General features: G+C 57.0%; 15 protein-coding genes. 7 read left to right on the top strand and 8 right to left on the bottom strand.

Features of this window, described 5'->3' with window-relative positions; genetic code table 11:
- Position 1 precedes the first annotated feature (1 nt).
- Entirely contained in the window at positions 2–1,324 is a 1,323-nt protein-coding gene (locus tag ACG9DO_RS15175; protein WP_394729410.1) for a UDP-glucose dehydrogenase family protein, read from the top strand.
- Between the two features lie 16 nt (positions 1,325–1,340).
- Here ACG9DO_RS15175 and ACG9DO_RS15170 read toward each other — a convergent pair whose 3' ends face one another.
- Entirely contained in the window at positions 1,341–2,282 is a 942-nt protein-coding gene (locus ACG9DO_RS15170) for a tyrosine-type recombinase/integrase (protein ID WP_394729408.1), read from the bottom strand.
- A 299-nt stretch (positions 2,283–2,581) separates the two neighbouring features.
- Here ACG9DO_RS15170 and ACG9DO_RS15165 point away from each other — a divergent pair, with 299 nt between their 5' ends.
- Positions 2,582–3,424 (top strand): VanZ family protein, encoded by an 843-nt coding sequence (locus ACG9DO_RS15165; protein WP_394729406.1) that lies wholly within the window; start codon positions 2,582–2,584, stop codon positions 3,422–3,424.
- 247 nt (positions 3,425–3,671) lie between these two features.
- Positions 3,672–4,859, top strand: coding sequence for an MFS transporter (locus ACG9DO_RS15160; RefSeq protein WP_394729404.1), 1,188 nt, complete (start codon positions 3,672–3,674; stop codon positions 4,857–4,859).
- Positions 4,860–5,046: 187 nt separating this feature from the next.
- Here the strand turns inward: ACG9DO_RS15160 and ACG9DO_RS15155 are convergent, their stop codons facing one another.
- The 6 genes from ACG9DO_RS15155 to ACG9DO_RS15130 all read right to left on the bottom strand — a co-directional run bounded on the left by ACG9DO_RS15155 (position 5,047) and on the right by ACG9DO_RS15130 (position 13,914).
- Complete coding sequence (locus ACG9DO_RS15155; RefSeq protein WP_394729402.1) at positions 5,047–7,290, bottom strand: TonB-dependent receptor; 2,244 nt, start codon at positions 7,288–7,290, stop codon at positions 5,047–5,049.
- A gap of 150 nt (positions 7,291–7,440) precedes the next feature.
- Positions 7,441–8,406: a helix-turn-helix domain-containing protein gene (locus tag ACG9DO_RS15150; protein WP_394731287.1), complete on the bottom strand. Its 966-nt coding sequence runs from the start codon at positions 8,404–8,406 to the stop codon at positions 7,441–7,443.
- Positions 8,407–8,527: 121 nt separating this feature from the next.
- Complete coding sequence (gene dld / locus ACG9DO_RS15145) at positions 8,528–10,270, bottom strand: D-lactate dehydrogenase (protein ID WP_394729400.1); 1,743 nt, start codon at positions 10,268–10,270, stop codon at positions 8,528–8,530.
- Positions 10,230–10,685 (bottom strand): cupin domain-containing protein, encoded by a 456-nt coding sequence (locus tag ACG9DO_RS15140; protein ID WP_394729398.1) that lies wholly within the window; start codon positions 10,683–10,685, stop codon positions 10,230–10,232. Before ACG9DO_RS15140 ends, dld begins: the two co-directional genes overlap by 41 nt.
- 37 nt (positions 10,686–10,722) lie before the next feature.
- The gene (gene gloA / locus ACG9DO_RS15135; protein ID WP_394729396.1) at positions 10,723–11,262 is read right to left on the bottom strand and encodes a lactoylglutathione lyase; all 540 of its coding nucleotides are present in this window, start codon (positions 11,260–11,262) and stop codon (positions 10,723–10,725) included.
- Between the two features lie 702 nt (positions 11,263–11,964).
- On the bottom strand, positions 11,965–13,914 hold the full coding sequence (locus ACG9DO_RS15130; protein ID WP_394729394.1) for an alkyl/aryl-sulfatase: 1,950 nt from the start codon (positions 13,912–13,914) through the stop codon (positions 11,965–11,967).
- A 550-nt stretch (positions 13,915–14,464) separates the two neighbouring features.
- On the opposite strand from ACG9DO_RS15130, the gene ACG9DO_RS15125 reads away from it, so the two are divergent.
- Genes ACG9DO_RS15125 through ACG9DO_RS15110 form a run of 4 tightly spaced genes read left to right on the top strand, consistent with a single transcriptional unit; the run spans position 14,465 to position 18,364 of the window.
- Entirely contained in the window at positions 14,465–14,836 is a 372-nt protein-coding gene (locus ACG9DO_RS15125) for a response regulator transcription factor (RefSeq protein ID WP_394729392.1), read from the top strand.
- Complete coding sequence (locus ACG9DO_RS15120) at positions 14,833–15,957, top strand: tetratricopeptide repeat protein (protein WP_394729390.1); 1,125 nt, start codon at positions 14,833–14,835, stop codon at positions 15,955–15,957. Before ACG9DO_RS15125 ends, ACG9DO_RS15120 begins: the two co-directional genes overlap by 4 nt.
- A gap of 50 nt (positions 15,958–16,007) precedes the next feature.
- Positions 16,008–16,937, top strand: coding sequence for a HEAT repeat domain-containing protein (locus tag ACG9DO_RS15115; RefSeq protein ID WP_394729388.1), 930 nt, complete (start codon positions 16,008–16,010; stop codon positions 16,935–16,937).
- Complete coding sequence (locus ACG9DO_RS15110; RefSeq protein WP_394729386.1) at positions 16,934–18,364, top strand: glycosyltransferase family 2 protein; 1,431 nt, start codon at positions 16,934–16,936, stop codon at positions 18,362–18,364. Before ACG9DO_RS15115 ends, ACG9DO_RS15110 begins: the two co-directional genes overlap by 4 nt.
- A 128-nt stretch (positions 18,365–18,492) precedes the next feature.
- On the opposite strand, the gene ACG9DO_RS15105 is transcribed toward ACG9DO_RS15110, so the two are convergent.
- Positions 18,493–22,020 (bottom strand): PAS domain S-box protein, encoded by a 3,528-nt coding sequence (locus tag ACG9DO_RS15105; protein WP_394729384.1) that lies wholly within the window; start codon positions 22,018–22,020, stop codon positions 18,493–18,495.
- Positions 22,021–22,440: the final 420 nt, after the last annotated feature.

Here is a 22,440-nt window from a genome sequence, read left to right as displayed (position 1 = left end):
CATGAAAATCGCAATGGTCGGATCGGGCTATGTTGGTCTGGTATCTGGCGCTTGTTTCGCAGACTTCGGCCACGATGTCGTTTGCATCGACAAGGACGAAAGCAAGATCGCGCGCCTGCATGACGGGATCATGCCGATCTACGAGCCTGGCCTCGATGCTTTGGTTGAGACCAATGTGAAGGCAGGTCGTCTGTCATTCACAACCGATCTCGCTTCCGGGATTGACGGTGCGCATGCGATTTTCATTGCGGTGGGAACGCCGAGCCGCCGGGGTGATGGCCATGCGGACTTGTCGTTTGTCTACGCGGTCGCACGCGAAGTGGGCGATAGCCTCCAGAATGACGCAGTCGTTGTGACCAAATCGACGGTCCCGGTCGGCACCGGCGACGAAGTGGAGCGCATCCTGATGGACAGCGCTGCGGTCAAGGAGCGCGGCCTCAACGTCACTGTTGTCTCTAATCCCGAATTCCTGCGCGAAGGCGCAGCGATCGGCGACTTCAAGCGACCCGACCGCATCGTCATCGGCGCGGAAAACGATTTCGGACGCGATGTCATGCGTGAAGTCTACCGTCCGCTGTATCTCAATGAATCGCCGATCCTGTTTGTCAGCCGCCGGTCAAGTGAGCTGATCAAGTATGCGGGCAACGCGTTTCTTGCGACCAAGATCACTTTCATCAACGAGATGGCAGATCTGTGCGAGAAGGTCGGCGCGGACGTTCAGGATGTCGCGCGCGGCATCGGGATGGACAATCGGATTGGCTCCAAGTTCCTTCACGCCGGCCCAGGCTATGGCGGCTCGTGCTTCCCTAAGGATACCCTCGCGCTGCTCAAGACCGCTGAGGATTACGACAGTCCGGTGCGGATCGTCGAAGCCGTGGTCAAGGTCAACGACAGCCGCAAGCGCGCGATGGGACGCAAGGTTCTTGACGCGATCGGCGGCGCAGACAAGGCTCGCGGCAAGAAGGTCGCGCTGCTCGGCCTTACCTTCAAGCCCAATACCGATGACATGCGCGATTCGCCCGCAATTGCGATTGCGCAGACACTCGCCGATGCAGGCGTCCAGATCGCCGCATTCGACCCGGAAGGCATGGAAATCGCCAAGCCGCTGATGCCACAAGTCACCATGTGCGATGATCCCTACCAGGCGATCGAAGGCGCGGATGCGGTCGCCATCGTGACCGAGTGGGACGCGTTCCGCGCGCTTGATCTTGGCAGGGTTATGGCCCTGGCGAAATCGCCGGTTCTGGTCGACTTGCGCAACATCTATCAACCCGACGACGTGCGCGAGCGAGGCTTCGCCTACAACAGTGTCGGAAGGCCTTAGTAAGACGCGCGCGCGACTAGCTCGTCCACCTGATTTTTTGCAAGTTCTTGGCTGCTGCATTTTCGACGTATCGAGCGAGCACGTTGATGCTCTTCCAACCGCCAGCTTGCATGATGGCAAGATAGTCGAAGCCGGAGCACATCATGTCTTGCGCTGCTCCGATCCTCATCGAGTGACCTGACAGGCCCTCGACTTGCGTCTCTTTCAGTTCGGCGGCCTCTGCGAGGTTCTTCACGATCCGCCGGATCGAGGAGGTGTTGAGGAACTCGCCGGACAGCTTGAGGGTATGAAAGCCCTGGAACAGCGGGCCATCATCGATCCCGCTCGCCTCAAGCCATCCACCTATCAACCTCTGTGAGCGGGGCGAGAGATAGGCCGTGCGTCCTTGTCCGAACGGATCGTTCTTGGCGAAGGGGATCAGGACCGAGCTCAGATCATCCGCGAGGTGCTCGACCTTGATGATGGCGATCTCGCGGCTCCTGCAGAGCGTGTCATAACCAAAGCTCACGAGGGCCGCATCACGCATTCCGGGAAGGTTTTTGGGTGCTGCCTCAATCATCCGTTCCAGCAGTTCAGAGGTCAGGCCCAGTGATTGTTTAGGGCGCACCGGTTTGCGGCGCGCTGCCCGGCGCAATGCGAGGTAGATGTCGGGGCTCTCATGAGGGTAGGGCTCTTCCAGCATCCGGTGCGCGAACTTGAGCGCAACGATGGAGCGGCGCAGGGTTGCCGGCGTAAAATGCTCGATCTGATCGTCAATGAAGCGAGCGACAACATCGGCGGTGGCTGGCACCCAGCGCTCTCCTTGGCTTTCGCACCAACGTAAGAAGCGCAGGAGATCGTTTCTGTAGCCAGTCATGGTCTTTTCCGAGTAAGCCCCTTGGCAACGAGCAAATATATTGTCCAATAGCCCTGATGACAGATCACGCTTCTCGGATTTCAAGACTCTACGCTTGGTCATATGGGCTATATAGCCCATTTACGGCGGTGTTCAAGTGATCTCAGGCTCTCAAATCCGTGCAGGTCGGAGCTTGTTGAATTGGTCTTCGCAAATGCTTGCGCAGGCAGCTGGAGTTGGATGGTCGACTGTTAAGCGCATTGAGGAACAAGATGGTTTGCCTACTTCCAGAGAGGGGACAATCTCAAAGATTGAGGCAACATTGAGGGAGAATGGCGTCGAGTTCCTCGGGGATCCGGAGACCTCGCCCGGCGTTCAACTCAAGCGGTCAGCAACAGGCACAAAGCAAGGCAAGTAAACAAATGCTGTTGGTCCTTAGGGCTTTCGCCATCGCGATGCTGTTCGCCATTACAGCAGCACTTGCCTTTATCGACTTCCAGGGGCGGGGAATGTCTCCGCTTGATCCGCTTGCACTCGAGATCAAAACGTTCGCACCTGAGCTCGGTATGTTCCTGCTGGCACACGACAAGCTGGTCCACGTCGCGGCCGCTTTCACGATGGCTTTGCTTGGAGCGCTCGCGCTTCCGATCCTCTCGCTCGCAAGGCTTGGGGTGCTTCTTATCGCGCTCAGCGGCGCTTCCGAACTGGCCCAGCTTTCGCCCGAAATTTCCCGCAAGGCGGACTGGTTCGATTTCGGGGCGAACCTTCTCGGCATCGCGGTCGCGCTTCTCCTGGTAAGGATCATCCGCGTACAGTTTCTGAATGATCCCGAGAAAGAATTGTTGCGTAAATTCGGCTCAGCAGCCCCGCGCAAGGAACTACCATGGCTACAGTGGCTAGTGCGCCTTGTCTTTTTCAGTGCAGCTGCTTTCGCGCTCGTTATGGCCAGCCTGCCGCAGCCGCCGCCACTCCCGGGAGCTCCGCAAGACAAGCTGCTTCACATCCTTGCCTTCACCGTGCTCGCAACCCTGATCGCTCCTGCTTTCCCGCGGGCGCGCATCATCACCCTGTTCTGCGTGCTCGCAGTGTTCGGCGCGGCGATCGAGATCATTCAGATGATCCCCGAGCTCGGCCGCGAAGCCAGCGTGATGGACTGGGTGGCGGATATGGGCGCAGCCGCAATCACCCTGTCATTTATTGCCGCCGTAAGGCGATGGGGATTTATCGAAGGCGAGGGCCAACCTTCAGCTATCGCTGACAAATAGGAGCGGCCGGGCTTTTGCGCTGCGAGCGCATTGCCTTCGATCCGCTCAGGTCCGCTTTATCTCGCCTCAATCGCATAAGCGAAGTAAGGCCGATCGATAGTCGATCGGCTTTCTTTGTTTTGCTGAACCAGATTGTGATTGCTTTCTCCATTTCCTGGCCAAGAACGAAAGCCGGGATCGGGCAGGGTAAAAAGGAGAGCTACCCGTGGGTCTAAACCATGCCAGCACAAAAATTGCTTATTCTGTCATGGCGATCGCCTTCGCGGCATGGCTTCTGACCAATGTCGATCAATCCCTTTTTGGTTATGTCATTCCCCAGATCCAGACAGAGTTTGGTCTTGGCCTGGAAGGCATTGGCTACATAATCTCACTCTCATTCGTTGCCGGCATGATCCTGCCGGTCGGCATTGGCGTCTTGACCGATCGTTTTGGCGCAAGGCTAACACTGCCCCTTTGCCTCTTCGTCTCGGCGGTGCTGGTTGGAATGCAGGGTCTGTTGACGGGCCTTTACGCTTTTGCACTGGCGCGCATCCTCTCTTTTGCGTTCAGCGCTGCCCTTTCACCCATAACCAACTCGATCGTTGTGACAGCGGCTCCCGTGAAGTGGCGGGCGATATGGGTGGCAGTGTTGCAATGCGCCTATCCGCTTGGTTGGCTGGTTTCAGCGATGGTCGTGGCTCCGCTGATCGAACATATAAGCTGGCGCAGCCTGTTCTTCGTCGGGTTTATCATTGCCCCAATCGCGCTCATCCTTGGTTACCTCTTGCCCAAGGACATGTTCGGCGTGGCGGCAGCGCCCTCGAGGCGGGTGGAAAGCACCACGGCAAGGCCGTTTGCCGCGCTTTTCGCCCCGGAATTCAGGAAGAGGACTGCCTTGCTCAGCCTGGCGTTCTTTTCCTATTCAGGCGCCGTTGCATCCACCGCGTTCTACCTCCCTACATTCTTGCATGAGGTGCGCGGCTATAGCCTTCCCGACGCGGCCATTATCGTCGGATCAGGCTATGGCATCAGCGTGATCGGTTATCTCGGCTCAGCTTTGGTCAGTACATACTTGCTGCCTCTCAGGACAACGATCGTGCTCTGGAACGTGCTTGCGGCGCTCCTCGTGACCATCATGATTTGGCTTCCCACCTCGTTCTGGCAGGACTTTTTAGCCTTCGCAGTCATGGGCATTTTTTACTTTGGCACGGCCGCAATCCTGATCACCTATGTCCTGGAAAGCTTTCCCGATGACATGCGGACAACAGCTGCCGCAGTTTGCGGAACGGCCTGTGTGAGCACAGCCATGGCACTGTTTCCTACGATCGTCGCAATACTTGTGCCCTCGCTGGGCTGGCAAGTGACCTTCACCGCTATCATCACGCCCTGCCTGGTCATTTCCGCATTGGCTATCTTGTCGCTGAAAGGGACAGATCAGCTATTTCGGGACAGTTAGGCAAAGAAAATTAAAGGGCAGGTTCGTGCCGGCTTTCCCAATCGCATGTTCAGCTTAAGCGACCTCCATCAGGCAGTCTGGACCGCGTTTCTCACCCGCCATCAAATGCGCTGACTGGCATCGCCCAATCGAACATATCCGACTGGGCGATGCCAGGCGGCGCATTTTTGCCCCCCCAATGTGCGCGTCAGAACTCGAACGCTACTGAACCCATGAAGCGTTGAGCCTGCCCTAATGTCCCAATGATAATCTGCCCCGGTTCTCCGGCATTGAGTCCACCAGCAAAGTTCGGGAATTCCTGCACATCGTTGAAGTACTCTTTATCGAACAGGTTTTCGACCCGAGCGCCAAGGCTCAGGCGTCCAACATCAATGCCAGCTGCAAGATCCAGAACGAAATAACTCGGGTTCTTGAAGATCGGATAGTCGTCGCCCGGCACATCGAAGAACTGCGCATTGGTGGAGCTTGCGCCTTTATAACGCGCCTGGGCACGCAGGAAGAATTCATTAGCGCCGATGTCGCCCTCGTACTCGAGCGCTCCGCTTGCACTCCACTTCGAGACGTTGGGCGGTTGCACGCCGGACAGATCAAGCCCTGTAACGGGCGACACGACACCGTCATCCCATTCAGCATCAATATAGCCCGCGCCGCCCGACAAAGTAACGTTGTTGGTCAGCCGCCAAACGAGGTCGAGCTCGATGCCCTTTTGCTTTGAGTCTCCCACATTTACGATGCCTTCGACGAAACCGCCCGTCGCTGGATCAGCGGCCTGCAACTCAAATTGCCGATCCTTGTAGTCGATGTAGAAAGCAGCGATGGTCAGAAACAGATTGTCGTCGAGCAGGCGTCCCTTGTAGCCGATTTCGAACTGGTTGGCTTTCTCCTTACTGTAACCCAGCAGGGTGTCTGACCCCGTCAAGTTGCTCAAAGAGAAGTCCGCTGGCTCAAAGCCTTGAGAGAAAGTTCCGTAGAGTAAGGCAGTCTCGTCGGCATTTGACCAGGAAATCGACGCCCGACCCAGAAGAACCGTCTCATCAGCATCGCCAGAAATTCCGGTGTCGAGATTGTCGCGCTTCGAAGTCGTGTTGTCGATCCTGAGACCTCCGCTCAGTTCGATCTGGCCAATGCTGTAGGATGCGTTGACGAAGGCTGCCAGCTGCTCGCGATTGCGCCTGCTTACCTCGAAAGGAACTTCGGCAAGAATTTCATCATCGTTCGCGCTTAGCGGTGGGCATGTGCCCGGGTCGAGATAGCAGAATGCCTCACGAATAATCAGCACACTGTTCAGGTCGCGCTTGAGATCAAGGTAATAGCCGCCGATTTGCCATACGAATGGCCCACTGTCGTCTGAAGACAGGCGAATTTCCTGGGTGAAAGCGTCAAAGTCTTCCGGACGGAAAAGGTCGAGCACAAACTCGTTCTGGATATCCAAGTCGGTCTCTCGCCGTGACTTCGTATCGGTATAGGAGGAGATCGATTCCAGCGTCATATTGCCTAGCGGGATATCGATATGGCCGGTCAAGCCGAAGGTTTCGCGCTTGTTGCGCGGATTGTAGCTCATGTCGATCAGAGGCGAGTAGGTGAAATTGCCATCCAGTTCGCGCACCCATGCATTATTGGGGCCGTCGAGTTCATTATAGCGGGCCGTAATGTAGATTTCCGGCCCTCCCAAATCGCCATAAATCGCACCACGAATACCGAACTGCTCGCGCCTTCCGATATCCTTTGATCCTTCGGCTGTTCGGCCATTTTCCCGAGGTGTCTGAGGGTTTGTCAGGAAACTGTCGTCGGTTTCGCCGAATGCGAAGACCTTGAAAGCCCAGTCGGTGCCGAGTGGCACGTTAAGCTCCAGTTCGCCGTCCAGGTAATTGTCCGTGCCAGCGGTCGCAGCAACGCGCCCTTCGAATGCGCTCGGATCAGGCCTTGCACTTACGAACTTTACCGCGCCGCCAATATTTGACCCGCCATAAAGAATGCCTTGCGGACCCTTCAGGACTTCAATTCTTTCAAGATCGCCGAACCGCGAGGAAGCATCAGAGAACAATTGAACGTCATCGAGATAAAAGCCAACGCCCTGGGTATTCCCGAAACCACCAAGGCCGCGCACGGTTACATTGGGAAATCCATCGGCCCGTGTACTGAGTTGAAGGTTTGGAACGGCCAAACCGACATCGTCGATATCCTGGATATTCGCTCGTGCAAGTGTTTCCGCAGAGAACGCGGTGACCGACTCCGGCACCTCTAGGTTGGTCTCGGAGCGCTTGCGAGCGGTAACGATGATGACGCCAGGTGAAGTTTCCTCAGCCTCGGCTTCCGCTTGCTGCGCATGAGCCGGCCCAGCGATAACAAGGCTTAAACCAAGTCCTATCAAGGACCCACCGGCCAGTGAGGCTTTAAGCCGCTTGGTCCTTGTCAATCTTGCACTCGACATAACACCCTCCCCATTTGGTTCTTTGGGAGGCTAATGCATGATTATCCTGCGTTTTGCTCTTCCAACTGTGCAAGGCGCACTGTGCCATTTGTGTAACCAAGCACATTTGAATAGTCGGCGTTAGTTACTCAACGCCCCTTTGATTGCCACTCAATGGGCAATCGGCTCCAGTGCTGCTCGGCGTAAATCAGACGGTGAGACACCGTAGGCCGCCTTGATCTTTCGCCCAAAATGCGCGGAATTTGAGAAACCCCAGGAGAAAGCTATGTCGGTTACACTACGATTGGCGTGTTCCGCATTTTGCAGATCTCGCTTGCAGCCTTCAAGCCGCTGCTGAACGACATACCGCCACGGCGTGGTTTCACTCGCTTCGAACAACCAGTGCAGATAGCGCAACGAAATTCGATTTCTCGCAGCGATCATTTCAAGATCCAAATCTGGATCACGCAACATCGGTTCGATCTTGGACTTGACCGTCTCAAGCTGTGCCAAGCGCTGGCTGTTCTCATTCTGGCACTTCGCCATCGGTGCAACCAGGAGTGCAATCGCTGCCTCTGTCAGTGCGTTGTAGCGCATGGGATTTTTTTCGAAATCGATCTCAGAAAGCGAGCGCAGATAACTGCCGAGCATGGCTGCGCTTGGTTCACCACTCTTGAGGTGGCGAGGCAATTCGCGCCATCCGTTTGGAACCCAGTTCTTCAGACGGCTGAGCGGCAATATCAGCGACATCTTGTGCAGCGGTTCTATCACTGAGAATCGCATCGTTTGGGTGTTGTCCCAAACGAAAACGTCGCCCTTTGTCAGGATGGCTTCCTGATCGCCGAGCTGCATGTACTCACGTCCCGACAAGACCAGCTGTATTGTGAGCTGCTCTTCATCAATGCTCTGCGCATCCAACCGACTGCGGCTCGCGCCGCAAGGATCACACAGGCATTCGACCAAGGAGAGCCCTGGCATTGCGCTTGCCTTGACGCGTGCACCGAATTCGCGCCCATCGGGGCGCTCCGGATGCCAGGCGCCAAACGTCTGGTTCAGCTGGGCTACCCAAGCATCATATCTTTCTTTTTCTGCAATGCCAGATGTCGACCAACGGAGCTTGTCTACAGAGCAAGTCATAATCCCCCCCGGACGCACTGTTGATCAGTGCGTTCCATCATCTTTTGGCAAGGTGTCGTCTTCCCGGACGTCTATGCTTATTGGTGAGATTACGCGATTTTCACCCAAAATCCAAATGACCTTAGGCCCGGTCCTCATCCTGCCAGTTTCGCGCCTTGGTCGTTTTGCCAATCCCGGGGTTGCATGAATTGGTGGGATCAAGTTCCCGGTAGAAATCAACGACCGCCTGAGGTGCACGATATAGGTGGCCGAAATTGTGCTCGGCCGGCATCTGCCCGCCCGCCGCTTCAATCAGGGTCTTTACCTCGTCTTCGAAAGCTTGAGGATCGATCCCGGGCTTCAAGACGTAGTCGAGATGAAAGACATGGCACAAGAAATGGCCGTATTCAGCCTTTGCTAGGACCTGACTTTCAAGGTGTTCAGGAAGCTGAGTATGCCAGTCCTCGGTGTTCCTCGGGAGCGCAATATCGAGCGCTACAAGAGCACCGCTGTCCTTCGCCAGGTCGCGCACTCGAACGGTTGCGCCTGCGCTGGCAAAACGAAGTCGAAATGCGGCTGCGGCTTCGCCTTGATCAAGCGTCCGCGAAGTCAGTCCGTCATCTGCAGAGGCGCGATCCAGGATATGTTCAAGCTCTTCGATGCCATCGTCGATTGCGGTGATCAGCAGACAATGTTCATGATCCGCAAAGAGCTTTCGCACTCGCTCTGGCAAAGGGTGCGGAGTGATCGAAAAAAAGGCCTGCGATACTCGGGCTGACGCTGAACTGGATGCCCCGGTCCGCCCCCACAAACTGTCAAACCTGGTCTGTGCCGCGAGAATACGGGGCATGGCAGCGGGGCCAAAAATGCGCAACATGTGGCAGATATCCCGGCCATGGGTTGCCGCCAGTTTGCTGGCACTGCGGTTCATATATTCACATACACTCGGCAGTGTTTTCGTTTCAGCCAGGATCGATTGGCGTAATCTTGAGAGCTTGAGCGTCTCATTGCTGCCAACCAGGAAACTGCGTTCGGTCCTCGGCGCGGGATAGGTCGGCACTCTTACCGCAAAGACAATCAGCTTACCCGCACATCCTGAAGCTTCAAAAAGGCATCGGGGATCGGCATTGTACCGTGCCGGCGTTGCTTTCGAATCTCGCACATAGGCCTTGTAATCGGTGACCTTCGGGCTGTGATGGGGCGTGTCGGTCTGATCCAGGACAAGTTCGTCGGCTATGTTCTTCTGGTCCAATTGCATCAGCATGGCTTCGGCTTCATCGCCCAGATCCACGTCCAGGTGATTGACCAGACGGAGGGATCCATCGCCTTTGACTTGCGCGTAGAGCGCCTGCCGCGTGAACGCCGGCCCCCTATGCACCAACGCTCCGCCAGAGTTGTTGCAGATACCTCCAACAACAGATGCGCCGATACAGGAGGAACCTATAACGGAATGGGGAAGCCTGCCGAATGGCGCTATCGCGTGTTCGAGCTCGGTCAATGTGCTCCCCGCGAGACACAGCGCCTCGCTACCACCATTGACCGCGATGATGCCCTTTATCCTGCGGGTCGAGATCAATACGACAGGGCGATCGTATGAACCAGATGGCGTCGAGCCGCCGGTGAGACCGGTGTTGGCAGCTTGCGTGATGATGATTGCGCCAGCCCGGATGATCGCTTGTGTCGCGCGCCACAGTTCGAGCAATGAATTCGGGCGCACGACAGCAAGCACATCTCCGCCTCCGATGCGATAGCCATGGAGGTAGCTGCGGGCTGTAGACGGATCTGCAATCACATGTTGCGAACCGACGATCGACCGCAGCTCCGCAAGCAAGCGAACGGATTGATCAGCCAGCGTTGGCACCTTGCCAGGCAGCCTGAACAGCATCCCATGTTACCAAAGCCCGCGTTTCGCCGCCGGGCTGGTCGACAAATTGCAGTGGCCCAAGGAAGGTCATGTAGAACTCGCTATCGATCGGGAAATATGTCTTTCCGTGGAATGCGCTGGTGGCTTCATAACCATATGCTGGAGCGGTAACGGTTTCTCCGCCATCATCCACTCCACCGCGAACTTCCATCCGCCCCTTCGTGAGGAAATATTCGCCCGGGCCAATGTGATGGTGGCTATTGAAGGAGGAACCGGCGGGGCAGTCGAAGATTGCCGCCCAGGATCCGAGCTCGGGCGCCACGTTGAGCAACTTCCATCGGATGCCGCCTGCGCTCAACGCTTCAGGAAAGGGAGCCCATTCAAGTTCGTCAATCTGAACTGCGCGACCTTCTACAGGAGCAAATGAATTCTTCATGGTTCTTTTCCCTCTCGCTACTTTTGCGTGTTGTGTCTCAGCTAGCGCAGATGATCGCGCTGTTGGCTGGGTTGAGAATTTCTATCCAGTAACCGTCGGGGTCTTTGATAAACGCGAGCCCCTTCATTTTACCGTCGTTTGGACGTTTCACAAATTCAACTCCGAGCGTTTCGAAGCGGTCGCAAGCTGCATCGACATCAGGCACTGCCAGACCGATATGACCGAAGCCGCGCGGTTCATCGTTTCCATTATGGTAGGGTTCGCCCTCTTCTTTCTCAGTCCCCCAGTTGTGGGTCAGTTCCAACATCGCTGGCTGACCAAAGGCGAACTTCAATCGACCATCGCCGTCATCAGGCAACTTGTCAGGTGACCGAACATAGCCGAGAAAATAGAGCGTAAAATTCATGTCTGGGAACGGGATCTCCTTGACCAGAGTCATACCCAGAACATGCTGATAAAAGGGAAGCGAACGCGCTGGGTCCTTAATGCGCAGCATCGTCTGATTGAATACATATCCGTGAGTTTCAACGGGTGTCGTCGTGTCACCTTCCTCACGTACTGGTGGCAGCTCCTTCATCTTCGAATAGGCCTCATATTGCGAACAACTCAGTTACGATTGATGGAAAACCCTACATCGGCAAAGTTCGTCCGGCTCGCCCATTTCTGCATATTGCTGCGACTGCTTACGCAATCGGCGCGCAATGATCTTCCGGAGTTGAACCATCCTGCGCCCCCCAGGTTACGGAACTGTCCTCTTCTATCAGGCCCTCTCTTCACCCCAACTCGGTGAAATCGCGCGAAGCACGGAAATTCAAAAGGCGACTGTTCGCTCACTCAGCTGATCTACCGCAGGGTCTCGCGTACCGTGCGCAGCAGGTCATGAAGCCCCTTGCCTTACGCGATCGCTCTGCGGGTAGAGAGCCGGTGCTTGAGCGCGTTCCGATTGCCTTAAGGCGCGCCTGAGCCTTGTGCGCCGCCATGCACCCGGTTCGCGATTCTCGCCAGATCGGCGTTCACGCAGGGCCTTGTCACTGACACCAGGTGTCTTGCTCACCGCGCCGCGCGCAAGCTGGTAGATATTCTTGTACCAGGCGGCGAGATCGCTGCACTGAGTAGTGATCCGCCGCTAAGCCGCTGGAGTGCACGGAGCCGGGAAGGGCGCGCAGCACAGTCGACGTGTTTCACATTGGCCATGACAAGAACAATGGCGAAAAGGGGCCAGGAGCTTCGAGGACCTTTGCCATTGGAGGCAAGCGCTTCGATGTTTCGTGCAAGACACTCAGGGCGTGACGATATCAAAGCCGCGTGGCATTGGTTCCAGTGCCTCCAGCATCATCTCCAATGCCTTTACGTCACCATCTACCTTGAGCCCGGCTGCTTCCATTTGCGCTAAGGGTAGCTTCAGGAACATGAGGCCAAGCACCAGCTGCCGTGGGCCAGAGATGGACACGTCTGCAGCCTCATTCCTTTGGCCCATCCGGCCGATCAGGACGCTTCTATTGGCCTCGAGCACGGCGCTCTCGCCCCGGTCGGTGAGGTTGACCTCGACGATAATCGACTGACGCTCCATCCTTTCCGGGGCGAACCGCGTCGCAGCGGAATCCAGCAGCAATTGCGTGGGGATCGCCGCGATCAGATCAGCGCTCTGAGTTGCTGCACCTTCGGCCCGCCCGCTGCGCAAGTTGTTCGCTGCGACCAGGAACTGGTTCCGCCATATTGCGCTTTCCGCCTGATAGCCTTGCTGCTCGTAGCTGTCGGCAAGCAGATCCTTGCCTTCGTCGTTTCCCGGCTCGGCAAAGACCAGCTGCTGCAATAGCTCGGATGACCAGCGATAATCAGCCTCGGCCATGGCATTGCGCGCTAGCGCCAGGACACGATCTGCACCGCCAAGCGCTGCGAGCATCCGCCTTGCGCGAGCAACCGGTGGATGCGGATGCAGATTGGCCGGCACGGCATCATACCAGCCCAAATAGTATTGATAGATTGCCTTCGAGTTATGGCTGTATGTCCCGTAATATCCGCGGTTGGACCATTCCTTTCCCAGCTGCGGAGGGAGCGTCACTGCTTCAGCGATTTCAACCATGGTCGCCCCCCGGTTCATTTGGCGAACGGTCTGGTCATGCAAGTAGCGGTAATTGTCCCGTTGTGCAGTCAGCCATCTGACCCCGGCTTCCGTGCCAAACTGCGGCCAGCAATGGCTCGATATGATGACCTCGCTCTTCGGCGCGAACTCAGTGGCGGCTTCGTCGAGAAACCTGGCCCAAGCCTGCGTGTCGCGGACCTTGGCGCCTCGCGGGGTGAGGATATTATGCATCGTGCAGGTCGCAATTTCCGCCGCGAGAAACGTCCTTGCTGGCTTTACATAGACATTGAATTCAGCCGGCGCTTCGCTCCCTGAAACAACCTGGAACTCCAGATCGATGCCATCGACCCTGCGCGTTTCACCGGTGGATTTGACCGTGTCCGTCGGTTCGATCAGCGTAATCGTTCCGCGCGAAATCGCAGCACCGATCCCGCTGCCCATTTGTCCTTTCGCTCCCGGCAAAAGGCCGGCACCGAACTGGAAAGCGGCGCGCTGCTGCATAGCGCCGCCTGCCATCACGTTTTCTGATGCAGCTTCTTCGACAAAGTTCTCAGGAGCGATGACCTCGATGCGTCCGGCCTCCACGTCTTCGAGGCTCGCAACGCCTCGCACTCCGCCGAAATGATCGGCGTGGCTGTGGCTGTAGAGGACTGCGCTGACAGGCCGCTCTCCCAGTGTGCGATTGACCAACTCCAGCGCGGCTGCGGCGACTTCCTGGGTGGTGAGCGGATCGATTACTATCCAGCCCGTGGCGCCTTGCACGATTGTCATGTTCGACAGGTCGAAGCCGCGAACCTGCCACACACCTTCTGCCACCTCGAACAGGCCGTGGTGCTTGAGATAGCGCATATGCCGCCACAGGCTGGGATGGACGGTTGGTGGTGCCTCGCCCTCGACAAAGGCATAGGCATCGAGATTCCAGACCGGGTCTCCGTTCGCGTTGCGAATGATCGGGTCTTCGCGCGTGGCGAGGAACCCCCGCAGCGCAAAATCCTTATCGCGCTCGCCATCCGGCGGCAGGCCTGCGGCGGCCGCCTGCTGCGCTTCAACGGTCGCGATCGAAGCCGGTTTGGCGCCTTCGTGCGCGGCGAGCGTTGACGTTAGCCAAAGCCCACAAGCGATACTGGCCAGCAAAGCCTTTTGCATTGCGATCTCCCCTCTTCGCGTCGATGGCTCCCTGATAGCGCAGAACGGGGCAGAAGTCCCGCCCTAGGGCGCTCAATTAACGCAGCTTTCTGGACGAAGCAGCGCGAAAGGACAGATACGGAAAATTCCCGGATGCCGAGATGAACAAGAATTTGTCCGGTCGGCTCAATCTCCTGCGGCTGCAGGCGCTTGCTGACCAGCCTTGAGGCGGCTTGTTGCGCGAACGCGGAGCTTTCTTCAAACCACTTGAATGAGGGGCGCTTGACGCTTTTGGACCCATCCATCCCTCGTTGGGCTGGGTATGGCTCGCCCGACCGCCACCACTTCAACCATTAATCACGTGCATTTACTCTGAAAGCGCCGCTCGACAGGGCCCACGGATAGTCACTCGAGCCAGCTGAGATCCTCATGAAACCCAGCAGTCAGCAGCAGATTCCCGCTTCCCTTTATTCAGTATTAGCCGGTTGGTCAGGGTAAATACGTAGCGAAGGTTTAGAGGAAATCTTCCTCTCTGTGTCACCTTAAATCGAATGCATTTTCGGGGTGCGCAATGGCCAAGATACTTATCGCTGACGACGATGTGATCATGACGGAAATACTCCGCTTCAGGCTCGATGGCGCGCGGCACGAGGTAATCAATGCTGCTGACGGCATGGAAGCCTTGGCCATGGCAAAGGCCGAAGATCCAGATCTCATCGTGCTTGATTACATGATGCCGGTTGTCGCCGGGCCCGATGTCCTCGCCAAACTCAAGGCCGAGCCGCGCACCGCCAAGATTCCGGTCATTATGCTCACGGCGCGTAATGGAGAGAAGGACATCGTTTCCGCGCTCAAGGCCGGAGCCAGCGATTACATGACCAAGCCTTTCATTCCTCAGGAATTGCTTGTTCGCATCGAGAAGCTCCTTCTGGCCGTCCAATGAAGGCCCATAGGCTCTTGATGGCCGTGCCATTTGTTATGGCAGCGATCCCGGCGCATGCCGGGCAATCGCAGTTGCCCGAAGAGCGCTCTTCCGCTCAAAAGGCCTACCTCGCCGGGGAATTTCGACAAGCCGAGAGCATCTTGAACGCACTGCTGGCGAAAACCCCCGAGGATCCAGACCTGCTGCGGCGGCTTGCTGCTGTTGAGGCCGCGCTGGGAAACCTTGACCAGGCGCAAGCCACTATTGACCGTGCCATAGCGCTCGCCCCCTTCGACAGAGACATCCAGCTAGCACGGGCTAATATCCTGTTGTGGAGGAAGCGCCACACCGAGGCAGAACGCCAGGCAGACGAGCTGTCGTCAGCCGAGCCCGATTATCCAGGCCTTGGCCAGTTCAGGTCTTCTCTGCTCAATGCGCAGCGAGCACGAAAGTTGCGCTTAAGGTCGGTCGCGGCCGGTGCCAAAGTGTCGGAAGCTGAATTCGCTTCCGGCAGCGAGCAGGTCTGGTCCACACAGCGCGCATCGACATCGATCGGATGGGCAGAAACAGCGATCGCTGTCCTTGAAATCGAGCGTGAAGACCGCCTTGTGACTGACACACGCATTTCGTCGCTCGTCGAGCTTCCGATCGAAACCCACCGGGTCTTCTTTTCTGGAAGTCTCACGCCAAGCGCAGACTTTCGCGAAAGCTGGAGCCTGGGAACAGGTGCGGACATCACGCTTGGTAGTTCGAACCAAGTGCGCATCGATGGGCGGTTCTCGCATTATCGCAGCAATGATGTCGGCACTGTCGGGATTGGCCTTCGTCATAGTTTCGCACCGCACATTTCCATTACCGCTCGTTCGATCCACCTCTTCGGAGGGGGAGAAGATTATCGTTTGGGCGGTGTACTGCGAGCCGACTACAGTCCTTCTCGCCGGCCCAATCTATTCCTGATTCTCGCCAGCTACCCTGACACGGAAGCTGACGGGACGCGTCAGCTGCGGACGGTTGCGGGAGGCGCGCGTTTCAGGCTTTCGAACAGCTTTACGCTGAGTTTCGCAAGCGAATATGAATCTCGCAAGGACAGCTATTCGCGCGCTGCGTTGTCTGCCGATCTCAGCTGGAACTTCGGTGGCTAAGGGTGAGCGCACTAAACGTCTTCTTCGCATGCGCGGGTGTGGCGGGTGCCATGATTGTGGCATTCGCGATCCTGCTCTTCCGCCGCTGGCAATACGACAAACGCAAGCTAGCTGAACGTAAGATCCTCGCCAGTTTGACGAGGAGCTATTTGCTACGGATTGCCGGACAACAGGACGCGGAAACCTCGTCTCAATGGAGCGACGAACTCAAGCTCACCGCGGTCAACCATCTGCATCTGTTGCTGCGCGGGGGCGAGCGGCAACAGCTCATGCAATTGGCCGAACTGGACGGCCTTCTTCGGGCGACGCTGAAGCGATCGCGCAGCTGGCGGGCAGCGAAACGCATTGATGCTATCCGCCTTCTGCAGCAATTTGGGAGCGAAGCATGCATTGCCAGATTGCGCGAGCTGTTCACGCGAGATTGGAAGTACGAAGTCCGCATGGAAGCAGCTTTCGCCCTTGCTGCGATCCACGCCTTGCCGCCGCCGCGCGAGACTATCCGCATACTCGGAATGTTCAATCGCGAGACCAATCACCTCGATGCAGCGCTTCTTCGGGCATCGGCCAGCCAATATACTGAACAGTTTGAGATTCTTCTGGCCGACCCTTTGTCAGACAACAAGCGAGCGCTTCTTATAGATGCCCTGGGATGGTCGGGCGATCCGTCTGTAATCCCGCTGGTAGCCGCGGCGGGGAAGGCCGATAATCCGGAGTTACGAAGCGCTGCCCTTCGCGCCGCTGCGAAACTTGGCCATCCTCTGAAATCCGATTGGGTCATTCCACTGCTCGAAGACCCGGTGAGCTTTGTTCGCATTCAGGCGGCGAACACGTGTGCGTCGCTTGGCCTTGTCGGCGCAGTGCCATTTCTGGAGAAAGCATTGCAGGATGAAGATATCTGGGTTCGTGTGCGCGCTGAGCAGGCCTTGGGTGAACTCGATCATACGTCTCTGCAACATCCATCAATGAGAATTTCTGCATGAGCTTTAACGAACTTCACATCGCTGCAGCGAATGCCGTGCTCTTTCTTGCTCTCAGCTGCTTCGTGGTGGTTGCGGCCCGCAACACGATCAGCTTGCTGCAACTCGTCGTTGCGACCTGGGTCTTTGCTAACCGAACGAGGCCGGGCAAGGATTCGGTTGAGCTATGGCAACGTTATGCTGACTTCGTTCCTCCCGTTTCGGTCATCGCGCCAGCCTTTAACGAAGAGCTTTCGATTGTGCAGAGTGTCAAGGCGCTTTTGGCGCTCGAGTATCCCCAGCACGAGGTTATCGTAGTCAACGACGGGTCCAGCGACGACACGCTCGATGTGCTGATCCGCGGCTTTGACCTGGAAGCCTGCGACCGGTCACAAATAGCAGTCTTGCAGAAGACGACAATCCGCGGCACCTGGCGTTCGCGGCGCTATCCAAACCTGCTTGTTGTCGACAAAGAAAACGGCCGCAAAGCCGATGCCGCCAACGCCGGGATCGGTTTCGCCAGGACGCCGCTTGTTTGCGTGATCGACGCTGATTCTATCATCGAGACTGACGGTTTGCTTCGAGCCGCAGAGCCATTCATGCATGATAACGGTCGTCTCGTCGCAGTGGGCGGCACAATCAGGGTTGCCAATGGCTGCGAGATCGAAGGTGGAGCCTTGCGCAAGCTCGGTGTTCCCAAGAACCTTGTTCCCCGCTTTCAGATCGTGGAATATTTGCGCGCTTTTCTGACTAACCGTGTCGCCAATGCACACACCAATACACTGATGCTCATCTCGGGCGCCTTCGGCATGTTTCGACGCGATGTTCTGCTTGAGATCGGCGGCTATCGTCACGACACTGTCGGGGAAGATCTCGAACTCGTTGTCCGGATTCATCGCTACATGCGCGAACAACGGCGCGACTATGCGATCAAGTTCGTTCCAGACATTGTTTGCTGGACCGAGGCGCCAGAAAACCTGAAAGGATTGCAAGGACAACGCGCGCGTTGGCAGCAGGGTGCGCTCGAAACGCTTCGGTTCCATTGGCAAATGATATTCAATCCTCGATATGGCCGGGTTGGTCTGATTGGCCTGCCGCAGATGATCCTCGAGGATGTGATCGGGCCACCGGCCGAGGTAATTGGCTATCTGGTCGTACCGGCGGCGATTTTATTGGGCGTTCTGGATCCGATGATGGCTCTCGCCTTTCTCGGCGTGACAGTCTTGTTCGGCACCGGTCTGAGCCTTGGCAGCCTGGTTCTCGAAGAGATGCAGCTCAGACGCACTCCCAACGCGAGTGACCTCTATAAGATTGGTGAAGCAGCCTTGCTTGAGAATTTCGGCTTCCGCCAGATGAACCTGGTGTACCGTTTGCGAGGGATCCGCAGCTTCCTGCGTAGCGAGACGAAATGGGAAGCGGTGCCGAGGATCGGATTTAACACTCCTGCCTGACCAGATCGGACCGCCCGCCCGTCAGCTACGTGCGGCGCTCGCAACAGGGTGAATTCTTCTACCTGGGCAGGTTGGAGGGGGCGAGCCTCTCGGCTCGATTCCAGCGGATGTCGTGCCTGGCTCGCTCGCTATGCTGCAAGAAGATCGCGCAGCTTGCTCAACGCGCCCATGGAATCGATTGCGCCTGCCTGAAGCTCCTTCTCCAGTTTCCGGCTTTCTTCTCCGAGCAGGTCCTGCCCAAAGTAGGCCGCGACGCCGGCGATCTGATGCAATTGTGAGGCGAGCTCAGAGAGCGATGCGCCTTCGAGGGACCCACGCCTTACCGCCTCGTTTACAAGCGCAAGGGCATCTTGCTTGCGCATTGCAAACAGCTCGAAAACCTCAGAGCTGATGGCTTCTTCCTCGCGCTCGGCATTCACAGGTTCGATTGTCTTCGCCCATCGTTGCAGGGCGGATCGCAGCTCGCGCAGTTTCACCGGCTTGGCAAGATGTGCCTGCATCCCCGAGGCAAGGCAGGCTTCGATATCGTCCCGGTACGCGTTGGCAGTCAGCGCGATTATTGGAAGCGTTTCCGGTGTCAAACCGGCCGCGCGGAGCTTGCGTGTTGCCTCGAGCCCATCGAGCTTCGGCATCTGCAGGTCCATGAGCACGATATCGAAAGCGTCCTGCGTGCCAAGACGACTTCGGATCATCTCGATTGCCTCTGCGCCGTCCGACGCAAGACTTGCCGAACATCCGACCTTTTCGAGCATCTTCAGGGTCAAATGCTGGTTGATCTGGTTGTCTTCGGCAACCAGCACCTTGAGGGGATAAAGGACTTGCGGCGAGTTCGAGCCGATCGCCTCGCACTCTACCTCTTGCGGCGCTTCACATTCGTTTAGCGGGAGCGTCAGGACAAAGGTAGATCCGACACCCAGTTCGCTTTCTGCGGTCAAAGATCCTCCGAGCAATCCCGCCAGCTGAGAGCAGATCGGCAATCCTAGACCTGTCCCGCCAAATCGGCGCGCGATCCCTGCATCTGCTTGAGTGAATTTCTCGAAGACCAGTTCGATCTGATCCTCAGGAATTCCGATACCGGTGTCGGTTACTGAGATTTTCAGCAGTTTATCGGCCGGATCTTTCGATACAACGACTGACACCGAACCTTGCTCGGTGAATTTAAGAGCATTGCCGACGAGGTTCAGAATAATCTGCCGAAGTCTCATCGGATCGGAAAGTAACCAATTGGGGACATCGGACTGCACCTGGCTATGCAATCGGAGACCTTTTTGTAACGCGACCGGCTCCATGATGCGCAGCGCGCTCTGAAGCTTGTGACGAATGTCCGTAGGCTCAGACGTGACCCGCATCTGGCCCGCCTCGATTTTTGCGAAATCGAGCAGATCATTAAGTAACCGCAGCATCGCCCGACCCGAATCCGCTATCAGCTCCAGGTTCTGACGCTGATCCTCAGTCAACTCTCCGGCCAGAGCGAGCTCGGTAAAGCCGATGACGCCGTTCATCGGAGTGCGAATTTCATGGCTCATGTTGGCCAAAAAGGCAGACTTGGCTTCTGCTGCCGCCTCGGCCCGCTCCTTTGCTTCCAACAATTCGGCTTCGAGCTGTTTCGTTTCATCGATATTGCGCAGCGAGGCGATGATTTCCTGCGGCTGCCCTGTTGCTGGGTCGCGCACCAATCCGCAGTTCGCCTCCAACCACTGGAATTTGCCATTCTCGGTGAGGCTTGGTGACCGAAATGCGATCCGCACCCGTTCGACCTCACCGGCCTTCAGAGCGTGGAAATTGTCCTCCACGCGGGATTGGTCGGCTTCGTGGAACCCTGCGATCAACTGTCTGCCGACCAGCGATCCGGGGTCTAGCCCGAACAGCTGTTGTGCGGACGGGGAAGCATAGGTGCAGGTGCCATCGAGATTTAATCTGAATACGGCATCTGTCGCATTGTCGGCCAACAGAGCGAGCTGCTCTTCTCGTTCGGCCAGCCGCTCCGTTGCCCGGCGCTGTTCGGTGATATCGTGCAGGACACCGATGAAGCCGGAAATCTTGCCGGCTTCGTCGAACTCGGCGGCATTGACGGTCTCGCACCAAAAATCCTCACCGCTGCTGTCCCTGAAGCGGATCACCCGCCGCCTGACATCGCCATGCATGTGGAAGCCGGTAAACGCCAGATCGTCCTCGTACTCCTCGCCAGTGGCAAGCGCCGACTTCCATCCGTCACCCAACATGTCTTCGTGTTTGAGACCAAAGCGGTCCAACCATACTGAATTCACATAGGTTATCTGGCCCGTCGCATCAGCTTGGAAGATGCCGACCGGTGATGCCTCTGCCAAGTTGCGGAAGCGAGCCTCACTCTCTGCCAGGGCGTGGTTACGGGCAAGCATCTCTGTGACATCAGTGCCGGTCCCAATTGCGCCAGTGAAGGTGCCGACATCGTCAAACTGCGCCTCGAGACCAATTTCGATCTGTATAATCCGTCCGTCGGCGGTCGATGTCTGAACGACATGTTTCCTCTCGATATCGTGACCGGCCTCAATCGCCATCTTCTGTTTGCGCAGGTCCAACGTGCTGCTGTCGAGCAATTCGTCGAACGGCGTCTGGCCGAGCAGGTCCTCGCACGAATAACCTGTCACCTCCTCCCAACGGCGATTGACGTAGGTAAACCGCCAGTCCGCATCGACCCTGAATACGAGGTCCCCGATCCCGTCGAGGATGGCGTTTACGAAGTCGCGGCTTTCCTTCAATTCGGTCCTGATTGCCTTCCGATTGGCTAGCGCCACCGCAACAGGCAGGCCGATTGCCATGCACGACGCGAGAAACGCCTGCAGGGCGATTACTTCTTCGCGTGCACCTCCGCGAACGAGCGCTATCGGGCCGGAATCAAGGATCGTGGATACCACTGCAGCATAGGCGAAAATCGAGACGGCTATCGCGGTGCCAAGCCTGCCTGTCAGAAAGGCGGAAAAGACTACGACGGGGAGGGCGAGAAAAAGGAAGGGGTAAGTACTCTGAGCGAAGATTACCGGCACAGTGATCGCGACCGCCGTAAGCACCGCGATCCATCTGCGGCGTGATGCCTGGTCGAGCTTATGGAGATCAGTTGACGCATATCGAATGACGAGCACCAATGACCCGAATATCGGAATAGGAAAACAATGTGCCGTGAGCCATTTTGCCAGCGAGGCAGCAAAGCCGGCATCGGCGAAGCTGGTCAGCGCGGTCGCGGCAATCAGGCCGGGAACAACTGGTGCGAGGCAGCCAATCAGCGTCAACTTTCCGAATTCGCGCAGCGATTGGAATTGCTCGCCGCGGTCCACAAACCTCTCAAGCATGTAGATCGCAACGGAGACTTCGATCAGGTTGGCCGATGCGAGGGTGAGCGCCAACGGTGTAGTGTCACCGACAGCCAGATTCGCGAGGACGAGAGCCGCGAAGCAGAGAGCCAGAACAAACACCTGAAATTTAGATGGTTTATGTAGCAAAATGCCGATCAGCAAGGCATTGCCGATCCAGAATGCGGCGACGCGCCCGGTCTCCAGTGTCAGCTGAATGCTGAAGTAGGCGAGCAAGCCGAAGATCGCCGCGAGCAGGAACGCGCCAAGCGGGCTGTAAGCACCCTCATAGTCACCCTGTGACTTCGCGCTGTTGTTTCGCAATCCCATTGCCAGGCAATGGAACGAGTAGGGTTAATTGCCAGTTAGGGGCGTATAGGTGATGTTACCGGTGCTTTACTTGCGTCAGTTTAACTTCAGCTGGTCTCCACTTTGCGCAAGCGCCCCTGCCCGAGCCGGATCTCAAGTGCCGCCCTGAAGCTTGATCGCCTTGAGCCTGCGGCCCTGCTCATCGCGCAGGTCGCGCAAGTTTTCGCGCGCCTACCGGTCCAGCATGGCTTGGTAGCGTGAAATGAGATGCTGTTTCTTGACAACAAGTGATCTCGCCTTCGCTATCGATGCCGAGAATTGGGCGGGTGTAGAGCCCTTCGGCGATCACTTGCGGAACAACCCTGATGCCCGAGAACAATTGCCTCCGAGCAATAGAGTGATGTTGCTGAGGTTGGAGCTGGCAGCTGTGTCTCCCCGAGG

Source organism: Altererythrobacter sp. GH1-8 (genome assembly GCF_043702085.1).
GTDB lineage: Bacteria > Pseudomonadota > Alphaproteobacteria > Sphingomonadales > Sphingomonadaceae > Erythrobacter.
This window is presented reverse-complemented; position numbering and strand designations above follow the sequence as displayed.

Excerpts from the sequence above, each read along its gene's own strand:
- ACG9DO_RS15175 (WP_394729410.1), top strand. The coding sequence starts at position 2 with ATGAAAATCGCAATGGTCGGATCGGGCTATGTTGGTCTGGTATCTGGC.
- ACG9DO_RS15170 (WP_394729408.1), bottom strand. The coding sequence starts at position 2,282 with ATGACCAAGCGTAGAGTCTTGAAATCCGAGAAGCGTGATCTGTCATCA.
- ACG9DO_RS15165 (WP_394729406.1), top strand. The coding sequence starts at position 2,582 with ATGCTGTTGGTCCTTAGGGCTTTCGCCATCGCGATGCTGTTCGCCATT.
- ACG9DO_RS15160 (WP_394729404.1), top strand. The coding sequence starts at position 3,672 with ATGGCGATCGCCTTCGCGGCATGGCTTCTGACCAATGTCGATCAATCC.
- ACG9DO_RS15155 (WP_394729402.1), bottom strand. The coding sequence starts at position 7,290 with ATGTCGAGTGCAAGATTGACAAGGACCAAGCGGCTTAAAGCCTCACTG.
- ACG9DO_RS15150 (WP_394731287.1), bottom strand. The coding sequence starts at position 8,406 with ATGACTTGCTCTGTAGACAAGCTCCGTTGGTCGACATCTGGCATTGCA.
- dld (WP_394729400.1), bottom strand. The coding sequence starts at position 10,270 with ATGCTGTTCAGGCTGCCTGGCAAGGTGCCAACGCTGGCTGATCAATCC.
- ACG9DO_RS15140 (WP_394729398.1), bottom strand. The coding sequence starts at position 10,685 with ATGAAGAATTCATTTGCTCCTGTAGAAGGTCGCGCAGTTCAGATTGAC.
- gloA (WP_394729396.1), bottom strand. The coding sequence starts at position 11,262 with ATGAAGGAGCTGCCACCAGTACGTGAGGAAGGTGACACGACGACACCC.
- ACG9DO_RS15130 (WP_394729394.1), bottom strand. The coding sequence starts at position 13,914 with ATGCAAAAGGCTTTGCTGGCCAGTATCGCTTGTGGGCTTTGGCTAACG.
- ACG9DO_RS15125 (WP_394729392.1), top strand. The coding sequence starts at position 14,465 with ATGGCCAAGATACTTATCGCTGACGACGATGTGATCATGACGGAAATA.
- ACG9DO_RS15120 (WP_394729390.1), top strand. The coding sequence starts at position 14,833 with ATGAAGGCCCATAGGCTCTTGATGGCCGTGCCATTTGTTATGGCAGCG.
- ACG9DO_RS15115 (WP_394729388.1), top strand. The coding sequence starts at position 16,008 with ATGATTGTGGCATTCGCGATCCTGCTCTTCCGCCGCTGGCAATACGAC.
- ACG9DO_RS15110 (WP_394729386.1), top strand. The coding sequence starts at position 16,934 with ATGAGCTTTAACGAACTTCACATCGCTGCAGCGAATGCCGTGCTCTTT.
- ACG9DO_RS15105 (WP_394729384.1), bottom strand. The coding sequence starts at position 22,020 with ATGGGATTGCGAAACAACAGCGCGAAGTCACAGGGTGACTATGAGGGT.